General features: G+C 36.1%; 17 protein-coding genes and 2 other annotated features. Of the genes, 14 read left to right on the forward strand and 3 right to left on the reverse strand.

All coding sequences use genetic code 11. From position 1 onward, the window contains the following. The first annotated feature begins 386 nt into the window (after positions 1–386). The 11 genes from speD (at position 387) to FOT98_RS23925 (ending at position 11,089) form a co-directional block, all read left to right on the forward strand. Positions 387–770 (forward strand): adenosylmethionine decarboxylase, encoded by a 384-nt coding sequence (speD, locus tag FOT98_RS23875; protein WP_002003660.1) that lies wholly within the window; start codon positions 387–389, stop codon positions 768–770. A 285-nt stretch (positions 771–1,055) separates the two neighbouring features. After that, positions 1,056–1,517 (forward strand): transcriptional regulator NrdR, encoded by a 462-nt coding sequence (gene nrdR / locus FOT98_RS23880; protein WP_001203687.1) that lies wholly within the window; start codon positions 1,056–1,058, stop codon positions 1,515–1,517. Positions 1,518–1,669: 152 nt separating this feature from the next. Then, a complete protein-coding gene (locus tag FOT98_RS23885) occupies positions 1,670–3,082 on the forward strand; it encodes a replication initiation and membrane attachment family protein (protein WP_063262655.1) in 1,413 nt (470 codons plus the stop codon). A gap of 33 nt (positions 3,083–3,115) precedes the next feature. Further along, the gene (gene dnaI, locus FOT98_RS23890) at positions 3,116–4,054 is read left to right on the forward strand and encodes a primosomal protein DnaI (RefSeq protein ID WP_000400114.1); all 939 of its coding nucleotides are present in this window, start codon (positions 3,116–3,118) and stop codon (positions 4,052–4,054) included. A 278-nt stretch (positions 4,055–4,332) separates the two neighbouring features. Beyond that, positions 4,333–5,214 (forward strand): putative sporulation protein YtxC, encoded by an 882-nt coding sequence (gene ytxC, locus FOT98_RS23895; RefSeq protein WP_063262656.1) that lies wholly within the window; start codon positions 4,333–4,335, stop codon positions 5,212–5,214. Positions 5,215–5,245: 31 nt separating this feature from the next. Beyond that, positions 5,246–5,474: a binding site (T-box leader), on the forward strand. Positions 5,475–5,521: 47 nt separating this feature from the next. Beyond that, positions 5,522–7,459, forward strand: a complete 1,938-nt coding sequence (thrS, locus tag FOT98_RS23900) for a threonine--tRNA ligase (protein ID WP_000786073.1) — start codon at positions 5,522–5,524, stop codon at positions 7,457–7,459. 210 nt (positions 7,460–7,669) lie between these two features. Continuing rightward, positions 7,670–7,790 (forward strand) — a sequence feature (ribosomal protein L20 leader region). Positions 7,791–7,852: 62 nt separating this feature from the next. Next, positions 7,853–8,356 carry a translation initiation factor IF-3 gene (infC, locus tag FOT98_RS23905; RefSeq protein WP_000973214.1) on the forward strand — a complete coding sequence of 168 codons (504 nt, stop codon included), beginning with the start codon at positions 7,853–7,855 and terminating at the stop codon, positions 8,354–8,356. A 21-nt stretch (positions 8,357–8,377) separates the two neighbouring features. Continuing rightward, positions 8,378–8,578, forward strand: coding sequence for a 50S ribosomal protein L35 (gene rpmI, locus FOT98_RS23910; RefSeq protein ID WP_001125946.1), 201 nt, complete (start codon positions 8,378–8,380; stop codon positions 8,576–8,578). Between the two features lie 37 nt (positions 8,579–8,615). Further along, on the forward strand, positions 8,616–8,972 hold the full coding sequence (rplT, locus tag FOT98_RS23915) for a 50S ribosomal protein L20 (RefSeq protein ID WP_001138364.1): 357 nt from the start codon (positions 8,616–8,618) through the stop codon (positions 8,970–8,972). 470 nt (positions 8,973–9,442) lie between these two features. Further along, on the forward strand, positions 9,443–9,934 hold the full coding sequence (locus FOT98_RS23920; protein ID WP_000365056.1) for a dUTP diphosphatase: 492 nt from the start codon (positions 9,443–9,445) through the stop codon (positions 9,932–9,934). A gap of 69 nt (positions 9,935–10,003) precedes the next feature. Then, positions 10,004–11,089: a M42 family metallopeptidase gene (locus FOT98_RS23925; protein ID WP_000163547.1), complete on the forward strand. Its 1,086-nt coding sequence runs from the start codon at positions 10,004–10,006 to the stop codon at positions 11,087–11,089. 40 nt (positions 11,090–11,129) lie between these two features. On the opposite strand, the gene FOT98_RS23930 is transcribed toward FOT98_RS23925, so the two are convergent. Continuing rightward, the gene (locus tag FOT98_RS23930) at positions 11,130–11,747 is read right to left on the reverse strand and encodes a TetR/AcrR family transcriptional regulator (RefSeq protein WP_000023656.1); all 618 of its coding nucleotides are present in this window, start codon (positions 11,745–11,747) and stop codon (positions 11,130–11,132) included. Between the two features lie 297 nt (positions 11,748–12,044). Between FOT98_RS23930 and FOT98_RS23935 the strand changes: the two genes are divergently transcribed. Both FOT98_RS23935 and FOT98_RS23940 read left to right on the forward strand, forming a co-directional pair. Continuing rightward, positions 12,045–12,698 carry an HlyD family secretion protein gene (locus FOT98_RS23935; RefSeq protein WP_016080108.1) on the forward strand — a complete coding sequence of 218 codons (654 nt, stop codon included), beginning with the start codon at positions 12,045–12,047 and terminating at the stop codon, positions 12,696–12,698. A gap of 12 nt (positions 12,699–12,710) precedes the next feature. Continuing rightward, the gene (locus FOT98_RS23940) at positions 12,711–14,510 is read left to right on the forward strand and encodes a DHA2 family efflux MFS transporter permease subunit (RefSeq protein ID WP_063262657.1); all 1,800 of its coding nucleotides are present in this window, start codon (positions 12,711–12,713) and stop codon (positions 14,508–14,510) included. Between the two features lie 21 nt (positions 14,511–14,531). Here FOT98_RS23940 and FOT98_RS23945 read toward each other — a convergent pair whose 3' ends face one another. Next, entirely contained in the window at positions 14,532–14,888 is a 357-nt protein-coding gene (locus FOT98_RS23945) for a hypothetical protein (protein WP_063262658.1), read from the reverse strand. 38 nt (positions 14,889–14,926) lie between these two features. Next, complete coding sequence (locus FOT98_RS23950; RefSeq protein WP_063262659.1) at positions 14,927–15,298, reverse strand: hypothetical protein; 372 nt, start codon at positions 15,296–15,298, stop codon at positions 14,927–14,929. A gap of 145 nt (positions 15,299–15,443) precedes the next feature. Between FOT98_RS23950 and FOT98_RS23955 the strand changes: the two genes are divergently transcribed. Beyond that, positions 15,444–15,986, forward strand: a complete 543-nt coding sequence (locus tag FOT98_RS23955) for a sigma-70 family RNA polymerase sigma factor (protein ID WP_063262660.1) — start codon at positions 15,444–15,446, stop codon at positions 15,984–15,986.

Genomic DNA, 15,986 nt, shown 5'->3' on the forward strand with positions numbered 1-15,986 from the left:
GAATAAGGGAGAGGGCAAGTAAATATTTGCCCTCTTTTTTTTATTTTTTTCTGAAAAGGAAAAAAATTATAGGAGTATATTTTTGAAAGTGGACATACCACGAAACGTTGTGTTTACTGTATTTGTGAATCATTTATTTTTTTTAGGGAAAAGTAAAGAGGAAAATATGACAGAAAATCGAAAAAACTGTTGTTGCAAAATGAAAATAAACAAAGTATACTAACACTCGTAAACTTAAGAGCTGAGGTACGTAGTCACTACTTAAAGGGTTAGGACCTCTCTGGACTAACTTTCCCCCGTGGTAGTGGAGCAAGCCAAATTGCAAATTAGTTTTCAATTCGAACAGTTAGAATAAATTTACAAGGGGGAACTGTAGAATGGATACTATGGATACGATGGGTCGTCACGTGATCGCTGAACTTTGGGATTGCGATTTCGACAAGCTTAATGACATGCCGTATATTGAACAATTATTTGTGGATGCAGCACTGAGAGCTGGTGCTGAAGTGCGTGAGGTGGCTTTCCATAAATTTGCACCACAAGGTGTAAGTGGAGTAGTAATTATCTCGGAATCACATTTAACAATTCATAGCTTTCCGGAGCACGGTTACGCAAGTATCGATGTTTATACTTGTGGGGATCGTATTGATCCAAATGTTGCTGCAGAATATATTGCAGAAGGTTTAAACGCGAAAACGCGTGAGAGCATCGAGCTTCCTCGAGGCACTGGTAGCTTCGAAATTAAGCAGAGAGAAACAAAAGCTCTTTAAAAAAGAACATAATTGATTTAAAATGTAAAGAGGTGTATAATGCACCTCTTTTTTAGTTTATAAAAAAGGAAAAATATAACGTACTCGTTAGTTAGATAAATTGAGCTCTTATGAATAAGTTAACGCTCCGTCTATCATCTTATTTTTGAAAACGAGATGATAAAATAATGTGCGTAAACTTAAAGTGGTAAGAGAGTTAGAATGAGTTATATAATATTGTATATATATTGTCAGATGAAGTAAGTAGAGGAAAAATAAAGAGTATAGTGTAAAGGAGTGAATATATTGCGTTGTCCATCCTGTTCTCATAATGGTACAAGAGTGTTAGATTCGCGTCCGGTAGACGAGGGGCGCTCTATTCGAAGAAGGAGAGAGTGTGAAAGTTGTTTAAGTCGCTTTACGACATTTGAAAGAGTAGAAGAGTCACCTCTTATCGTTGTAAAAAAAGAAGGCACACGTGAAGAGTTTAATAAAGAAAAGATTTTGCGCGGTTTAATTAAAGCGTGTGAAAAAAGACCAGTATCTTTAAGGCAATTAGAAGAAGTAACTCAAAGTGTGGAACGTGAACTTCGTAATTTAGGTATATCAGAAGTGAAAAGTGATATGATTGGTGAAATTGTTATGGAAGAACTGCGTGATATTGATGATGTTGCTTACGTGCGTTTTGCTTCTGTATATCGCCAATTCAAAGATTTAAATGTATTTATTGAAGAATTAAAAGATATACTGCAAAAAGAAAGAGAGTAGAAGTTCTATTTTATTCTCTTTACATACCGTAAGGAATGAGATAAGAGAGCTAGAAGCGAAAGCTAATAGCTCTTTTTCGCTAAGAAATTATATAATGAAGATAGAACGAATGAAGTAGAGGATAGATTGGATGAGAGAAAGGAAAAGCAAGAATGGAAAAACAGTCATGGATGGAGCTATTGCCAATTGATCGTTACAAAGTAAGTGCGAAAGGGTTACTGCATAATTACGACCGAAAAGTGTTAACGATGTTGTATCAGCCGTTAATAGGTAGTAGAGCTTTTAGCTTGTATATGACGCTATGGGGAGAGTTAGAGCAAGATCGTGTGTTTGGAAAAGAGAATACACATCATTCCCTTATGGTAACCATGCAAATGCAGCTTCCTGAAGTATATGAGGAACGAGTAAAGTTAGAGGCAATTGGGCTTTTGAAGGTATATATTAAGAAAGAAAAAGATATTCGAATGTTTATATACGAATTGCAACCACCTTTATCTCCGAAACAGTTTTTTGATGATATTGTGTTAAGCATCTTTTTATACAATCGATTGAGTCGGACAAAATATAATCAAGTAAAGCAATATTTCTTAGAAGAAGAATTTGATTTTGCTTCTTATGAAAATGTTACGCGTTCTTTCAATGATGTGTTTGGTTCGTTTAATCCAGGACAGCTTGAGCATGCGCAAGAAGATCTTCGTATTCCAAAAACGACAGCTATGCCAAGTAACGAGAAGGGAGACGCTCCAAAAGTTTGGAATGATTTCTTTGATTTCTCCTTATTTGTAGATGGCTTGTCCGCGCTTGTCCCTAAAAAGGCGATAACAGATCAAGTGCGAGAATGTGTCATTACACTTGCTTACGTGTATGATGTAGATGTGTTATCGATGCAAAATATCGTTCTTGGTACGGTGACAGAGATGCAGACAATTGATATCGAAAGGCTTAGAAAAGGAGCACGTGATTGGTATCAGTTCGAAAACGGTCAAGCGTTACCTGTATTAAGTGAAAGAGTACAACCTCACGCTGCACGTATGATGGAAGGGAAAGAGCCTTCTACGCAAGAAGAGATGTTAATAAAACAGTTAGAGGAAATCTCACCAAAACAACTATTGAAAGAAATCTCTGGTGGTGCAGAGGCGACAAAGGCTGACTTGCAGATTGTTGAAGATGTAATGATCAATCAAAAATTAACGCCAGGTGTTGTGAATGTACTTATTTATTACGTTATGCTACGCTCAGATATGAAACTTGCGAAAACGTATGTGGAGAAAATTGCTGGGCATTGGGCACGTAAAAAGGTCGGTACAGTAGCGGAAGCGATGGCGTTAGCGAAAGAAGAAAATCGTCAATATCAAGAATGGGCTGAGACGAAGAAAAAAGGCCGTACGTCGAAGAAAACGATTAGAAAAGAAATGGTACCAGATTGGCTGAAAGAAGAGCCGAAAGAACAAGAGAAAGAAACAGAAACAGTGAAGAAAGATGTAAGTAAGAAAAAAGATGCAAGTACGTTAGATGATGAACGAAAACGACTAGAAGAAGTGTTAAAAAAATATAAGCGTGATTAATAGAAGAGAATGAACGCTCTTTGAGGTGAGAAAATGGAGCATATTCAAAATTCATTTGCAAAGTTAATGGAAAATAAAAATTTTAAAAATAGATATGAAGTATTAAAGGCGGAAGTGATGGCACATCCGCGTGTGAAAGAATTTATAGACGAACATCAAGGTGAAGTAACGACTTCTATGATTGAGCGCAGCCTTGTGAAGTTATACGAATATATCGGACAAAGTGTAGGTTGCGCAGATTGTCCGGATCTAGGTTCTTGTAAAAACATGCTGCAAGGATATGAGCCAAAGCTCGTTATCCAAGGGAAGATGATTGATATTCAATACGATCGTTGCGTTAGAAAAGTAGCATATGACGAGAGAAAGAAATATGAAAAACTCGTTCAAAGTGTATATATGCCAACTGACATTTTACAGGCAACGATGGAAAACTTAGATCCTTCAGATTTAGATGCGCGTATTGATGCCATTGGTGCAGCCAATGAATTTTTAAGTACATATGAACCTGGTAAAAAAGTACAAGGTTTATATTTGTACGGTAAATTTGGTGTAGGGAAAACGTATTTGTTAGGAGCAATGGCGAATGAGCTTGCTCAAAAGAAAATAAGTTCGATGCTCGTATACTTCCCTGAATTTCTACGTGAAATTAAAAGTTCGATTCAAGATAATTCGATTGGGGAAAAGATTGATGCGGTGAAACGCGTACAAGTTTTAATGTTAGATGATATCGGAGCAGAAGCGATGTCAAGCTTTGTACGTGACGATGTGCTTGGTGCAATTTTGCAATTCCGTATGTTAGAAAACTTACCGACGTTCTTTACGTCTAACTTTGATTTCAAGGAATTGGAACATCATTTAACGTATACACAGCGTGGTGAAGCAGAACAAATGAAAGCAGCGCGTATTATGGAACGAATTAAATATTTAGCGAAGCCAATTCCAATTGGCGGGAAAAACCGACGTCATAAGTAAAGAGTAAGCTGAAAAGCTTGCTCTTTTTTTCGTTTTGAACACTTTTTAGACTAGGTGAATTATAAAACGAAAAGTTCTTATGGAAAATTCATTGTAGCTTGTATCATTTTTTTCTCCCTCCCTTAATATATATAAAATTAGCAAGCCATATCGAGTGGATCTTCTAGCGATAGGAAATGTAATTCTACTAAGAGTGAACTTCACGCGGGACGGACTCTTATAGGATTTGTAACGTATAGATACAATCCTTTAGAGCAGGGATAAAAGGGGGGACAAAAGTGATTGAAATTTGCTTCGAAGAAAAAAATGATGCTATGCATGTATATAGACAACTATTGAAAAGGGCTGAACTGTTATATAAGGAAACGAGTGTGTATTTACAGGAACAAAAAGTGGTGATTCACATACCAGTATGTGAATCGAATTATATTGAAAAGATTTTATTGCCAGTCATGGTATATTTCATTGTGAATGTAAAGCAAAATGAGTGGATTTATACGATCTTAAAAGAAAAGTTTTTTTATGAAGAAGAGGAAGAGTGTCATCAAATATTGCATATGGCACAAGAGATTTTAAAGGGAAGAAGAAAAGGGATTGCTCATGAATTAACACGTCATACATTTGAATCATATATTAAATCTTCTTTAAATAACTGGCTTTGTGATCCGCTTTCGTTCTCGTTTTCATCATATGTTCGTTTTCGCCTTCGTACATATAGGGAAATGGTAGCTAAGCTTGCTGAAGTGTCGATTGATGAGTATAAGTTGGAACAAGAATATCAAATGTTTATTGAGACGCTAAGGCAACAAGTGCGTAGCCGAAAATCGCGTTTGTCCTGTGTGCATCTTATTTTTGATGAAAGTTTTATTTTCTATGATGATAAAGGTAGGCGTTTAAAACAGGAGAAATTGGTCCAATATATAGATGAGGAATTATTAAAGCAAAAGGATGTATATATTGATACGAAAGTAATTGCACCACTGCTTTCTATTTCGCCGAAAAAAATTTATTTATATACGAAAGAACAAGACCATAATATGATTATTACTTTGCGAAATGTATTTCAAGAACGGGTCCAATTACATGGATTACATGAGTTTGAGCGCAATGTGAAAAATTTAAAAAATAAAGGTAACGCCCTTGATTTTCTAAGTTTTTGAGCATATAATTACCTACATAAATGAAATATATTGAAATGTCATGATGAGGACATGAGTAGTTTTCTACGATTTTCAGAGAGGGAAGCCTTAGGGTGTGAGCTTCCTAGTACGGGATTATTACTTACCACCTCTAAACTTTAGCAGTGAACGGTTTTTCTAGTAATTGCTAACGGACAACACCGTTATGTTGAACTTGAGCAATTAACAATAAGGTTAATTGGAACAAGGGTGGAACCACGAATTCAACACTCGTCCCTTTTTACGGGATGAGTGTTTTTTATTTTGAAAAAAAGAGGAGTGACCAGTGATGGCAGATGTAGTTAAAATTACTTTCCCTGATGGAGCTGTGAAGGAGTTTCCAAAAGGCGTAACAACTGAAGAAATCGCAGCTTCTATTAGCCCAGGCTTAAAGAAAAAAGCTGTGGCTGGAAAATTAAACGATGAGATGATCGATCTTGTTACACCAATCGAAGAAGATGGTGCAGTTTCTATTATTACATTAGATTCTGAAGATGGCTTATACATTTTACGCCATTCAACAGCCCACCTTTTAGCGCAAGCGTTAAAACGTTTATATAAAGATGCTAAGCTTGAGCTTGGTATTGGTCCAGTAATCGAAAATGGCTTCTACTACGATATTGATATGGAAGAAGCAATTACAGTTGAAGACTTCAAGAAAATTGAAAAAGAAATGCAAAAAATCGTGAACGAGAACTTAGAAATCGTTCGTCATGAAGTACCACGTGCAGAAGCACTTCGTCGCTTTGAAGAAATCGGCGATGAGTTAAAATTAGATTTAATTAACGATCTTCCAGAAGATGCGGTTATTTCAATCTATGAGCAAGGCGAATTCTTCGACCTTTGCCGTGGTGTTCACCTTCCATCTACAGGGAAAATTAAAGTATTTAAATTATTAAGCGTTGCAGGTGCTTACTGGCGCGGCGACAGCAATAATAAAATGTTACAACGTATTTACGGTACTGCATTCGTTAAGAAAGCGGAATTAGATGAGCACTTACGTATGCTTGAAGAAGCGAAAGAGCGCGATCACCGTAAATTAGGTAAAGAATTAAAACTATTTACTAATAGCCAAAAAGTAGGACAAGGTTTACCACTTTGGTTACCAAAAGGTGCAACTATTCGCCGTATTATCGAGCGTTACATCGTTGATAAAGAAGCAAGCTTAGGCTATGATCACGTATACACTCCAGTACTAGGAAGCAGAGAGCTTTATGAAACTTCTGGTCACTGGAATCACTACCGTGATGGTATGTTCCCATCAATGGAAATGGATAATGAAGAGTTAGTTCTTCGTCCAATGAACTGTCCTCACCACATGATGGTTTATAAAAATGATATTCACAGCTATCGTGAATTACCAATCCGTATTGCGGAACTTGGAACAATGCACCGCTATGAAATGTCAGGTGCGTTATCTGGATTACAACGTGTACGCGGAATGACTTTAAACGATGCGCACATTTTCGTTCGCCCAGATCAAATTAAAGAAGAGTTAAAACGTGTTGTAAACTTAACGCTAGAAGTGTACAAAGATTTCGGTTTAGAGAACTATTCATTCCGCCTATCTTACCGTGACCCAGCTGATACTAAAAAGTACTATGCTGATGACGAGATGTGGGAAAAAGCACAAGGTATGCTAAAAGAAGCTATGGATGAAATGGGTCTTGATTACTATGAAGCTGAAGGTGAAGCGGCATTCTACGGTCCAAAACTTGACGTTCAAGTTCGTACTGCTCTTGGAAAAGACGAAACACTTTCAACTGTACAATTAGACTTCTTACTTCCAGAACGCTTTGAATTAGCTTACGTTGGTGAAGACGGTAAACAACATCGTCCAGTTGTAATTCACCGTGGTGTTGTATCAACTATGGAACGTTTCGTAGCCTTCTTAATTGAAGAATACAAAGGTGCATTCCCAACTTGGTTAGCTCCAGTTCAAGCACAAGTAATTCCAGTTTCTCCGCAAGTACATTTAGACTATGCGAAGAAAGTACAAGATGAATTACGTCGTGCTGGCATCCGTGTTGAATTAGATACTCGTGAAGAGAAGATCGGTTACAAAATCCGTGAAGCACAAATGCAAAAAATTCCGTACATGCTTGTAGTAGGTGACAATGAAGTAACTGAAAACGGCGTAAACGTACGTAAATACGGTGAACAAAAATCAGAAACAATCGCATTAGATGCTTTTGTTGATATGATTAAAGTAGAAGGAAAAAGATAAGACAGAGCCGCGGTATACCGCGGCTTTCGTATGTATTATAAAAAAGAAAAACTAGAAAAAATAACCAAACAATACTTATCATAAAAAAGTATTGCAAGTATGTTAGTTGTTTGTTACAATATTTCTTGTTGTTAGTAAAACACATCGCGTCTTCTTGACAGACGTCATGTCCTATGATAAACTCATCAAGGATAATAGAATATTGTTTTGTGGAACAAGTAGAAGCACCCGCTTCTCACCTGATGGACGCATTCGCAGTTTACAGGTAAATGTATTTCTTACTTAAGAATTTACAAGTGTGGGTGTCGTATGCCCGCACTTTTTTTGTCGGGTTCTATGACTACAAAATATGTTCTGAGAAAACCTTGGAGGTGGCTTACTATTAGCAAGGATATGATGATTAACGAGCAAATTCGTGCACGTGAAGTACGTTTAGTTGGTGCCAATGGCGATCAACTTGGAATCAAGTCTCGTAATGACGCTTTAGACTTAGCTGCAAATCTTAATCTTGATTTAGTATTAGTTGCTCCAAATGCGAAACCGCCAGTATGCCGCATTATGGACTACGGTAAATTCCGCTTTGAGCAACAGAAGAAAGAAAAAGAACAGCGCAAAAATCAAAAAGTAATTAGCATGAAAGAAGTTCGTTTAAGTCCAACAATTGATGAACACGACTTTAACACAAAACTTCGTAATGCTATCAAGTTTTTAGAGAAAGGCGACAAGGTTAAAGCGTCAATTCGCTTTAAAGGACGTGCCATTACTCATAAAGAAATCGGTCAACGTGTTTTAGATCGCTTCTCAGAAGCTTGTGCTGAAGTTAGTACAATTGAATCTAAGCCTAAAATGGAAGGACGTAGTATGTTCTTAGTTTTAGCACCGAAAAACGATAAGTAATAGATAGAGGAGGAAATACCTATGCCTAAACAAAAAACTCATCGCGGCTCTGCAAAGCGTTTCAAAAAGACTGGATCAGGTAAACTGAAACGTTCTCACGCTTACACAAGCCATTTATTCGCTAACAAATCTACAAAAGCTAAACGTAAACTACGTAAAGCTGGTGTAGTAAGCGCTGGTGACTTCAAACGCATTCGTCAAATGCTTGACAACTTAAAATAAGTTCGGCTGATATATAGAACAATTAGGAGGTAATATTATGCCAAGAGTAAAAGGTGGTACAGTTACTCGTCAACGTCGTAAAAAAGTTATAAAATTAGCAAAAGGTTACTACGGTTCTAAGAGTACATTATTCAAGGTTGCTAACCAACAGGTTATGAAATCTCTAATGTATGCATTCCGTGACCGTCGTCAAAAGAAACGTGACTTCCGTAAATTATGGATTACACGTATCAACGCGGCAGCTCGTATGAATGGTCTTTCTTACAGCCGCTTAATGCACGGTCTTAAAAATGCTGGCATCGAAGTTAACCGCAAGATGCTTGCTGACTTAGCTGTTCATGACGAAAAAGCTTTCGCTGAATTAGCAACAGTTGCAAAAAACAACATTAACTAATTAATTAGTTGAAACCTTAGAAGATTTTTCTTCTAAGGTTTTTTATTTGTATGCAAAGAGAAGTATGTCGTTATCGATATGACAAAATCAATATAAAAGCTATAGCGATATAGAAGAATATATATATGAAGCCAGGAGAATTCTCCTGGCTTTTTTCAATTATCTCCCTTTGGAAAGAAGAGTATCTTTCCTACCTGAAACGACACTGCTATAATGGAAAGATGATATGGAACTTTCATCAGATAAAATAAATTTTTTTATCAGTGGACAATCCCCGGATAATGATTAATTATCACCAATCGGAGTGAACAATCTAATCGTGATGATTGAAACGTATTTGTAAATTAAGGACAAGCTATTTTGTAAAGAGATAAATGGCTGACTTATTAATAAGAAACGAAAAATAATAATGAACTTTGAGATGAAACAACATTGTTGCGTAAAATGCGATGTTGGAGGAGGACAATAGAATGGACTTACTACAACTATTTAAATTACAAAAAGAATTAGATGACCGTATTGTGAAAGAGCATGACTTACAACCGAAAAAATTGTTAAAAGAAAAAATGTTAGCTCTTCTTGTAGAAATTGGAGAACTTGCAAATGAAACACGTTGTTTTAAATATTGGAGCAACAAACCAGCATCAGAACGTGAAGTAATATTAGAAGAATACGTAGATGGTTTGCATTTTATTTTATCAATCGGAATTGATTTAGGTATTGATAAAAACTTCCTATTCTATAAGTGTGCACAAACGAATAAAACACAAGTAGAAATTTTCTTAGACACATATGCGAAGGTGATTCGCTTTACAGATCAACCATCTATTACGAACTATATTGAATTATTTACAAGCTACCTTCGTCTTGGACAAGCGCTAGAGTTTGAACAAGAAGAGATTGAAAAGGCATATTTAGATAAAAACGAAGTAAATCATGAGCGTCAAACACAAGGATACTGATTTAATTTTTGAATATTTCAATTTCCTTTTGTATAATGAAGTGACTGAAGAAAAAGGAGGGTGTTGGCAATGACAAAATTAGACGCGACATTGACAATGCTAAAAGAATTAACAGATGCACGTGGTATTGCGGGTAACGAGCGTGAACCACGCGAAGTAATGAAGAAATATATTGAGCCGTTTGCGGACGAACTTTCTACTGATAATTTAGGAAGCTTAGTTGCGAAAAAAGTAGGGGAAGAAAACGGCCCGAAAATTATGGTTGCAGGTCATTTAGATGAAGTTGGCTTTATGATTACGCAAATTGATGACAAAGGTTTCCTTCGTTTCCAAACAGTTGGTGGCTGGTGGTCACAAGTTATGCTTGCACAGCGTGTGACAATTGTAACGCGTAAAGGAGATGTAACAGGTGTAATTGGTTCAAAACCACCGCACATCTTACCTCCAGAAGCGCGTAAAAAGCCAGTAGATATTAAAGACATGTTCATCGATATTGGTGCTTCTAGCCAAGAGGAGGCAATGGAGTGGGGCGTACGACCAGGAGATCAAGTTGTACCTTACTTTGAATTCCAAGTGATGAAGAATGAAAAAATGTTACTTGCAAAAGCATGGGATAACCGAATTGGTTGTGCAATTGCAATTGACGTATTAAAACAATTAAAAGATGAAAAGCATCCAAACGTTGTATATGGCGTAGGGACTGTACAAGAAGAAGTCGGTCTTCGTGGTGCGAAAACATCTGCAAACTATATTAAACCAGATATCGCGTTCGCAGTAGATGTTGGTATCGCTGGTGACACGCCTGGTGTAACGGCAAAAGAAGCGCAAAGTAAAATGGGTGATGGACCACAGATTATTTTATATGATGCGTCTGTTATTGGTCATACTGGTTTACGTGACTTTGTAGTTGATGTTGCTGACGAATTAGAAATTCCATATCAATATGATTCAGTAGCGGGCGGTGGAACGGATGCAGGTGCAATTCACATTGCTGTAAATGGTATCCCGTCTATGGCAATTACGATTGCAACGCGCTACATTCATTCTCATGCGGCAATGTTACACCGTGATGACTATGAAAATGCAGTGAAGTTAATTGTAGAAGTTATTAAACGTCTTGATAAAGAGGCTGTACATAACATTACATTTAATTAATAGAAAAAGCGAAGGAGTCTCTCCTTCGCTTTTTTATGTTTTAAAAAGGTCGCTCTAATCCAGCGGCAGTATGAGCTCCTAAAATAATTAAACGAGTTAATTGCATGGCCATAAAATGCGGAGTATATATCATCCCTCTTTTTAACCATGACATAATCATCCCGATATGAGCTCCTGTCACATAGCTAATCAAAATGTCACGAGGAACCATAAGATCTTTATCATCTGGCTGTGAAATCGATAAGCTTAACGTTAAATGAGTTTGTATTGTTTTCATCATTTTATAAGAGTAGTTTCCAGCGGCTTTATCACCAAGCATAACGTTATAGAAGTTCACATTTTCTGCAATATGTTCGAACAAAGCTAAAAAGGTTGGATTTGGTGAATCAAATGTAAGTTGAAACTCTTCTTTATTTCTATTTTTTGGTTTAATAACTTCTGTTAATTTCTCTAACATTTCTTCGATGCTTTTGTCTAATAGGTCATACTTATCATGGTAATGGCTATAAAACGTAGCACGATTTACAGGAGCACGTTCTGCGATATGTTGAACAGTTACATCGTCAAATCCTTTTTCGCCTACTAAAGCGACAAAAGCATCCTGTATGAGTTGTCTCGTCCGCTTTACACGTGGATCATTTGTATTTTTAATAGACATTTTTACTTCTCCTCGTTTAATTTTATATACTTAAACAACATATTGTTATTATATTGTTGTTTAAGCAACATTTCATACGTAAATTGTCGGTTGTAGATTCGAAATAATTATTTATAATTATAAACGATAGTCCTTCAGAAATCAGCACCGCTCGCAGGTAGATAAATTTCGATTTACACCGCAGATGGTGTGATTTTTTTGTTTAAAAGTTAATATAATTAACAATTAAACAGTCTAAACAATAAGGACGTAAATAGTTTAGAAAAAAATTATATGCGATATAAGGAGAGGAATGCAATGAATCAGTTTCGAAGAATGGTAATTATCAACATTATCACATTAATTGTACTAGTTGGCGGCGGTATTGGCGGTTACTACTATTACAACCAAACGGAAAATTACTTAAAAACAGACAATGCAAAAATTGATGGAAAAGTAATTCCGGTTGCTTCACCAGTAGCAGGTAAATTAACGGACTGGAAAGCTGAAGTAGGTAAGAACTACAATGAAAACGATAAATTAGGTGCGGTTACTGTAGCGGCAGCAAATGGAGAACAAACAGTAGATGTAACAATTCCGCAAAATGCAACAGTTGTACAATCAAACGCAACGACAAATGCTTTCGTTGGAGCGGGTAGCCCAATTGCTTATGCATTTGATATGAACAATTTATGGGTAACAGCAAACATTGAAGAAACAGTGATTGACGATGTTCAAAAAGGTCAAACAGTAGATGTGTATGTAGATGCATACCCAGATACAACGTTAACAGGGAAAGTAGAACAAGTTGGATTAACAACAGCAAATACATTCTCAATGTTACCATCAAGTAACGCAACAGCGAACTATACAAAAGTAAAGCAAGTTGTACCAGTTAAAATTTCTTTAGACCATAGTAAATCAGTAAATATTGTTCCTGGAATGAATGTGTCAGTTCGTATTCATAAGTAAGGGGGAGATGAGATGTCCTCAATTGCAATTGTAGGATATGCACTATTTTGTATAATCGTCTTCTTCCTTGTAAATCGTCTTTTACGAAAGAAAAAAACGAACGTGGGAGAAGAACAAGTCCCAGCCGTAAGTAAAATAGAAGTAAGTAAAGTAGAAACAGAAGAGAAAGAAATAGAACAAAAGCAAGAAGTAGAAATTTCTAATGTAGTTGAATTAGAAACAGGCAAGCAAGAAGAAGTAAAACAAGAAAAAGAAATGCCGAAAAAACAAACGTCTATGCCTATAGAGAATGTAAATGTAAAAGCAGTTGTAACAGTATTAATTCTTGGTATGTTCGTTTCTATTTTAAACCAAACGATCATTAACGTTGCATTGCCTCCGTTAATGAACGAATTTAACGTGTCAACATCAACAGCGCAATGGTTAATTACAGGCTTCATGCTTGTAAATGGTATTTTAGTACCGATTAGTGCCTTTTTAGTTTCACGATTTACGTACCGTAAATTATTTGTAGCAGCCATGTTATTCTTCACGGTAGGATCTATTATTTGTGCTACATCAGGAAACTTCACAATGATGATGACAGGTCGTGTTATTCAAGCGGTCGGTGCAGGTATTTTAATGCCGGTTGGTATGAATATCTTTATGACATTATTCCCGCCTAATAAGCGCGGAGCAGCGATGGGATTACTAGGCGTTGCAATGATTTTAGCACCAGCTATCGGACCAACTGTAACGGGTTGGGTTATTGAAAACTACAGCTGGAACTTAATGTTCTACGGAATGTTTGTAATTGGTTTAATTATTACGTTCTTATCTTTAAAATTCTTTACACTAGCTCAGCCAGTGTCTAATACGAAATTAGATGTATTTGGTGTAATTAGTTCAAGTATTGGACTAGGTAGCTTACTGTATGGATTTAGTGAAGCTGGAAATAATAGTTGGACTAGTGCCGAAGTTGTTATTTCACTTGTTATCGGTGTAATTGGTTTAGCGTTATTTATTTGGAGAGAGTTAACAACAGACAATAAAATGCTTGATTTACAAGTATTTAAATATCCGGTATTTACTTTTACTTTAGTAATTAACGCAATCGTTACAATGGCATTATTCGGAGGTATGTTATTACTTCCAGTATATCTGCAAAACATTCGCGGCTTTACGCCGATTGAATCAGGTTTATTATTACTACCAGGATCATTAATTATGGGTATCATGGGACCTATTGCAGGTAAACTATTTGATAAATATGGTATTCGTCCGTTAGCGATTGTTGGATTAGCCATTACAACGTTTGCGACATATAAATTCACAACGTTATCGATGGATACACCATATAGCGTTATTATGACGGATTATATTATACGTTCAATTGGTATGTCATTCATTATGATGCCAATTATGACAGCTGGTATGAATGCATTGCCAATGAAATTAATTTCTCACGGTACAGCAACGCAAAATACGTCAAGACAAGTAGCTGGTTCAATTGGAACAGCGATATTAATTACACTTATGACGCAACAAACGACTGCTCACGTAGCAGATTACGGCAACATGTTAACAACGTCAAATCCAATTTTAGTTGATAAAGTACACGGTATGGGACAAAGTTTAGCAGCCTTAGCTGGATCGGCTCAAGCAGGAGATGCGATGAGCACGCAACTATTATTTGGACAAATTTCGAAGTTATCGGCAATTAACGGTATTAACGATGCCTTCTTAATTGCAACGATACTCGCAGGTATTGCTTGGGTATTATCGTTCTTCTTACCATCAGGCAATAAACCAAATAGAAAAGCAGGGAATTAATTTCCCTGCTTTTTTGTCTTTTTAAAGAGTGAGATATAAAAAATGATAACCAGTTACGGAGCACAGACCTGTTATAAACAAAATTGTTCCCATAGCACGAATGCTTGATATTGGTCTTCCGCTTATAATAGCTAATAGTCCAGCTAAAGAGAAAAAACTCCAATATAAAGTTCCTGAAATTGGAACAATTCCCTCTAAATCCATTCCATAACCTATGCAAATGATAGGAACAAAGATAAGCGATATGCTAATCAAACCAGCTATAATAGTAAGTGATTTACGACATTTAATGCCAGCAATAATTAAAAAAATGCCAACGATGAAGTCGCATATCATCAAAGTAAGAGCTAAAATCATCCAAGTTAACATTCCGAACACTTCTGTATTACCTCCGATTTATCCGTTTCTAAAAAATATTATATATAGTATGAATCACCTACAGTCATGAGTAACCAGAAGATAACCCCTAATACTCCAGCGATAAAAATAATGAATCCCATATTACGTATACTTTTAATTTTTGCTTGTAATCCACTTAATCCTGCCAATAATCCAGTTAAAGAAAACAGAATCCAATATAAAGTAGTTGAAATAGGGATGATTGTATTGCTCTCCACTCCTATGCCCCAAAAAACAAAAGGTAGTGTGACAAAGGAAAAGCTAAGTAGCCCCATTAAACCGACAAATAATTTACGGTGTTTCACGCTAGTAACAATTAAGAAAATACCACCGAAAAATCCGCATAAAACAAGAAGTGGCATGTAAACAACCCAAAGTAAGCTCAACATATGTAATCTCCTTCTATGTAATCAGTTATATTTTACTACATGAGGTTTATTTTGGATATTATTAATAAATATGTATAAATTGATAGAAATGAGAAATGATGATACGAATTAATAGATATAGAGAACGTTAGAGAGGAGGGTGTATATGAAAATTACAGAAGAGAACGTTGCAATGCAGCTAAGGAAAAGGAATGAAAAAGCATTATACTTTATTATCGACCAGTACGGTGGACTTATAAAAAGTATTATTCAGAAGCATTTAGCTTCGTTTCAAGATGTACAAGAGGAATGTATGGATGATGTGTTATTAGCGATTTGGAATCATATTGAAAAGTATGATGAAGAGAAAAATACTTTGAAAAATTGGATCGCGGCTATTACAAAATACAAATCTATCGATTATGCGAGGAAATATGCGAAAACAGTAAATGAAAAAGGGTTAGATCAAATAGGTGAAATAGCGGTGCATACCGATACGATTAAAAATGAAATTAGTAATGATATGGAACATATATTAGATCATTTAAAGAAGAATGATAAAGAAATCTTTATGAAGCATTACGTGGAAGAAGATAGTGTAGAAAATATTGCAGAGAAAATGGGAGTGAAAACTTCTTTTATATACAATCGTCTATCGAGAGGACGGAAGAAGTTAAGGTCATTATTTTTACATAACCGGATGAAATAA

Source organism: Bacillus sp. HY001, from assembly GCF_007558965.1.
GTDB lineage: Bacteria > Bacillota > Bacilli > Bacillales > Bacillaceae_G > Bacillus_A > Bacillus_A mobilis.

Excerpts from the sequence above, each read along its gene's own strand:
- rplT (WP_001138364.1), top strand. The coding sequence starts at position 8,616 with ATGCCAAGAGTAAAAGGTGGTACAGTTACTCGTCAACGTCGTAAAAAA.
- thrS (WP_000786073.1), top strand. The coding sequence starts at position 5,522 with ATGGCAGATGTAGTTAAAATTACTTTCCCTGATGGAGCTGTGAAGGAG.
- dnaI (WP_000400114.1), top strand. The coding sequence starts at position 3,116 with ATGGAGCATATTCAAAATTCATTTGCAAAGTTAATGGAAAATAAAAAT.
- FOT98_RS23940 (WP_063262657.1), top strand. The coding sequence starts at position 12,711 with ATGTCCTCAATTGCAATTGTAGGATATGCACTATTTTGTATAATCGTC.
- speD (WP_002003660.1), top strand. The coding sequence starts at position 387 with ATGGATACGATGGGTCGTCACGTGATCGCTGAACTTTGGGATTGCGAT.
- FOT98_RS23920 (WP_000365056.1), top strand. The coding sequence starts at position 9,443 with ATGGACTTACTACAACTATTTAAATTACAAAAAGAATTAGATGACCGT.
- infC (WP_000973214.1), top strand. The coding sequence starts at position 7,853 with ATGATGATTAACGAGCAAATTCGTGCACGTGAAGTACGTTTAGTTGGT.
- FOT98_RS23925 (WP_000163547.1), top strand. The coding sequence starts at position 10,004 with ATGACAAAATTAGACGCGACATTGACAATGCTAAAAGAATTAACAGAT.
- FOT98_RS23935 (WP_016080108.1), top strand. The coding sequence starts at position 12,045 with ATGAATCAGTTTCGAAGAATGGTAATTATCAACATTATCACATTAATT.
- FOT98_RS23950 (WP_063262659.1), bottom strand. The coding sequence starts at position 15,298 with ATGTTGAGCTTACTTTGGGTTGTTTACATGCCACTTCTTGTTTTATGC.
- FOT98_RS23930 (WP_000023656.1), bottom strand. The coding sequence starts at position 11,747 with ATGTCTATTAAAAATACAAATGATCCACGTGTAAAGCGGACGAGACAA.
- FOT98_RS23955 (WP_063262660.1), top strand. The coding sequence starts at position 15,444 with ATGAAAATTACAGAAGAGAACGTTGCAATGCAGCTAAGGAAAAGGAAT.
- FOT98_RS23885 (WP_063262655.1), top strand. The coding sequence starts at position 1,670 with ATGGAAAAACAGTCATGGATGGAGCTATTGCCAATTGATCGTTACAAA.
- rpmI (WP_001125946.1), top strand. The coding sequence starts at position 8,378 with ATGCCTAAACAAAAAACTCATCGCGGCTCTGCAAAGCGTTTCAAAAAG.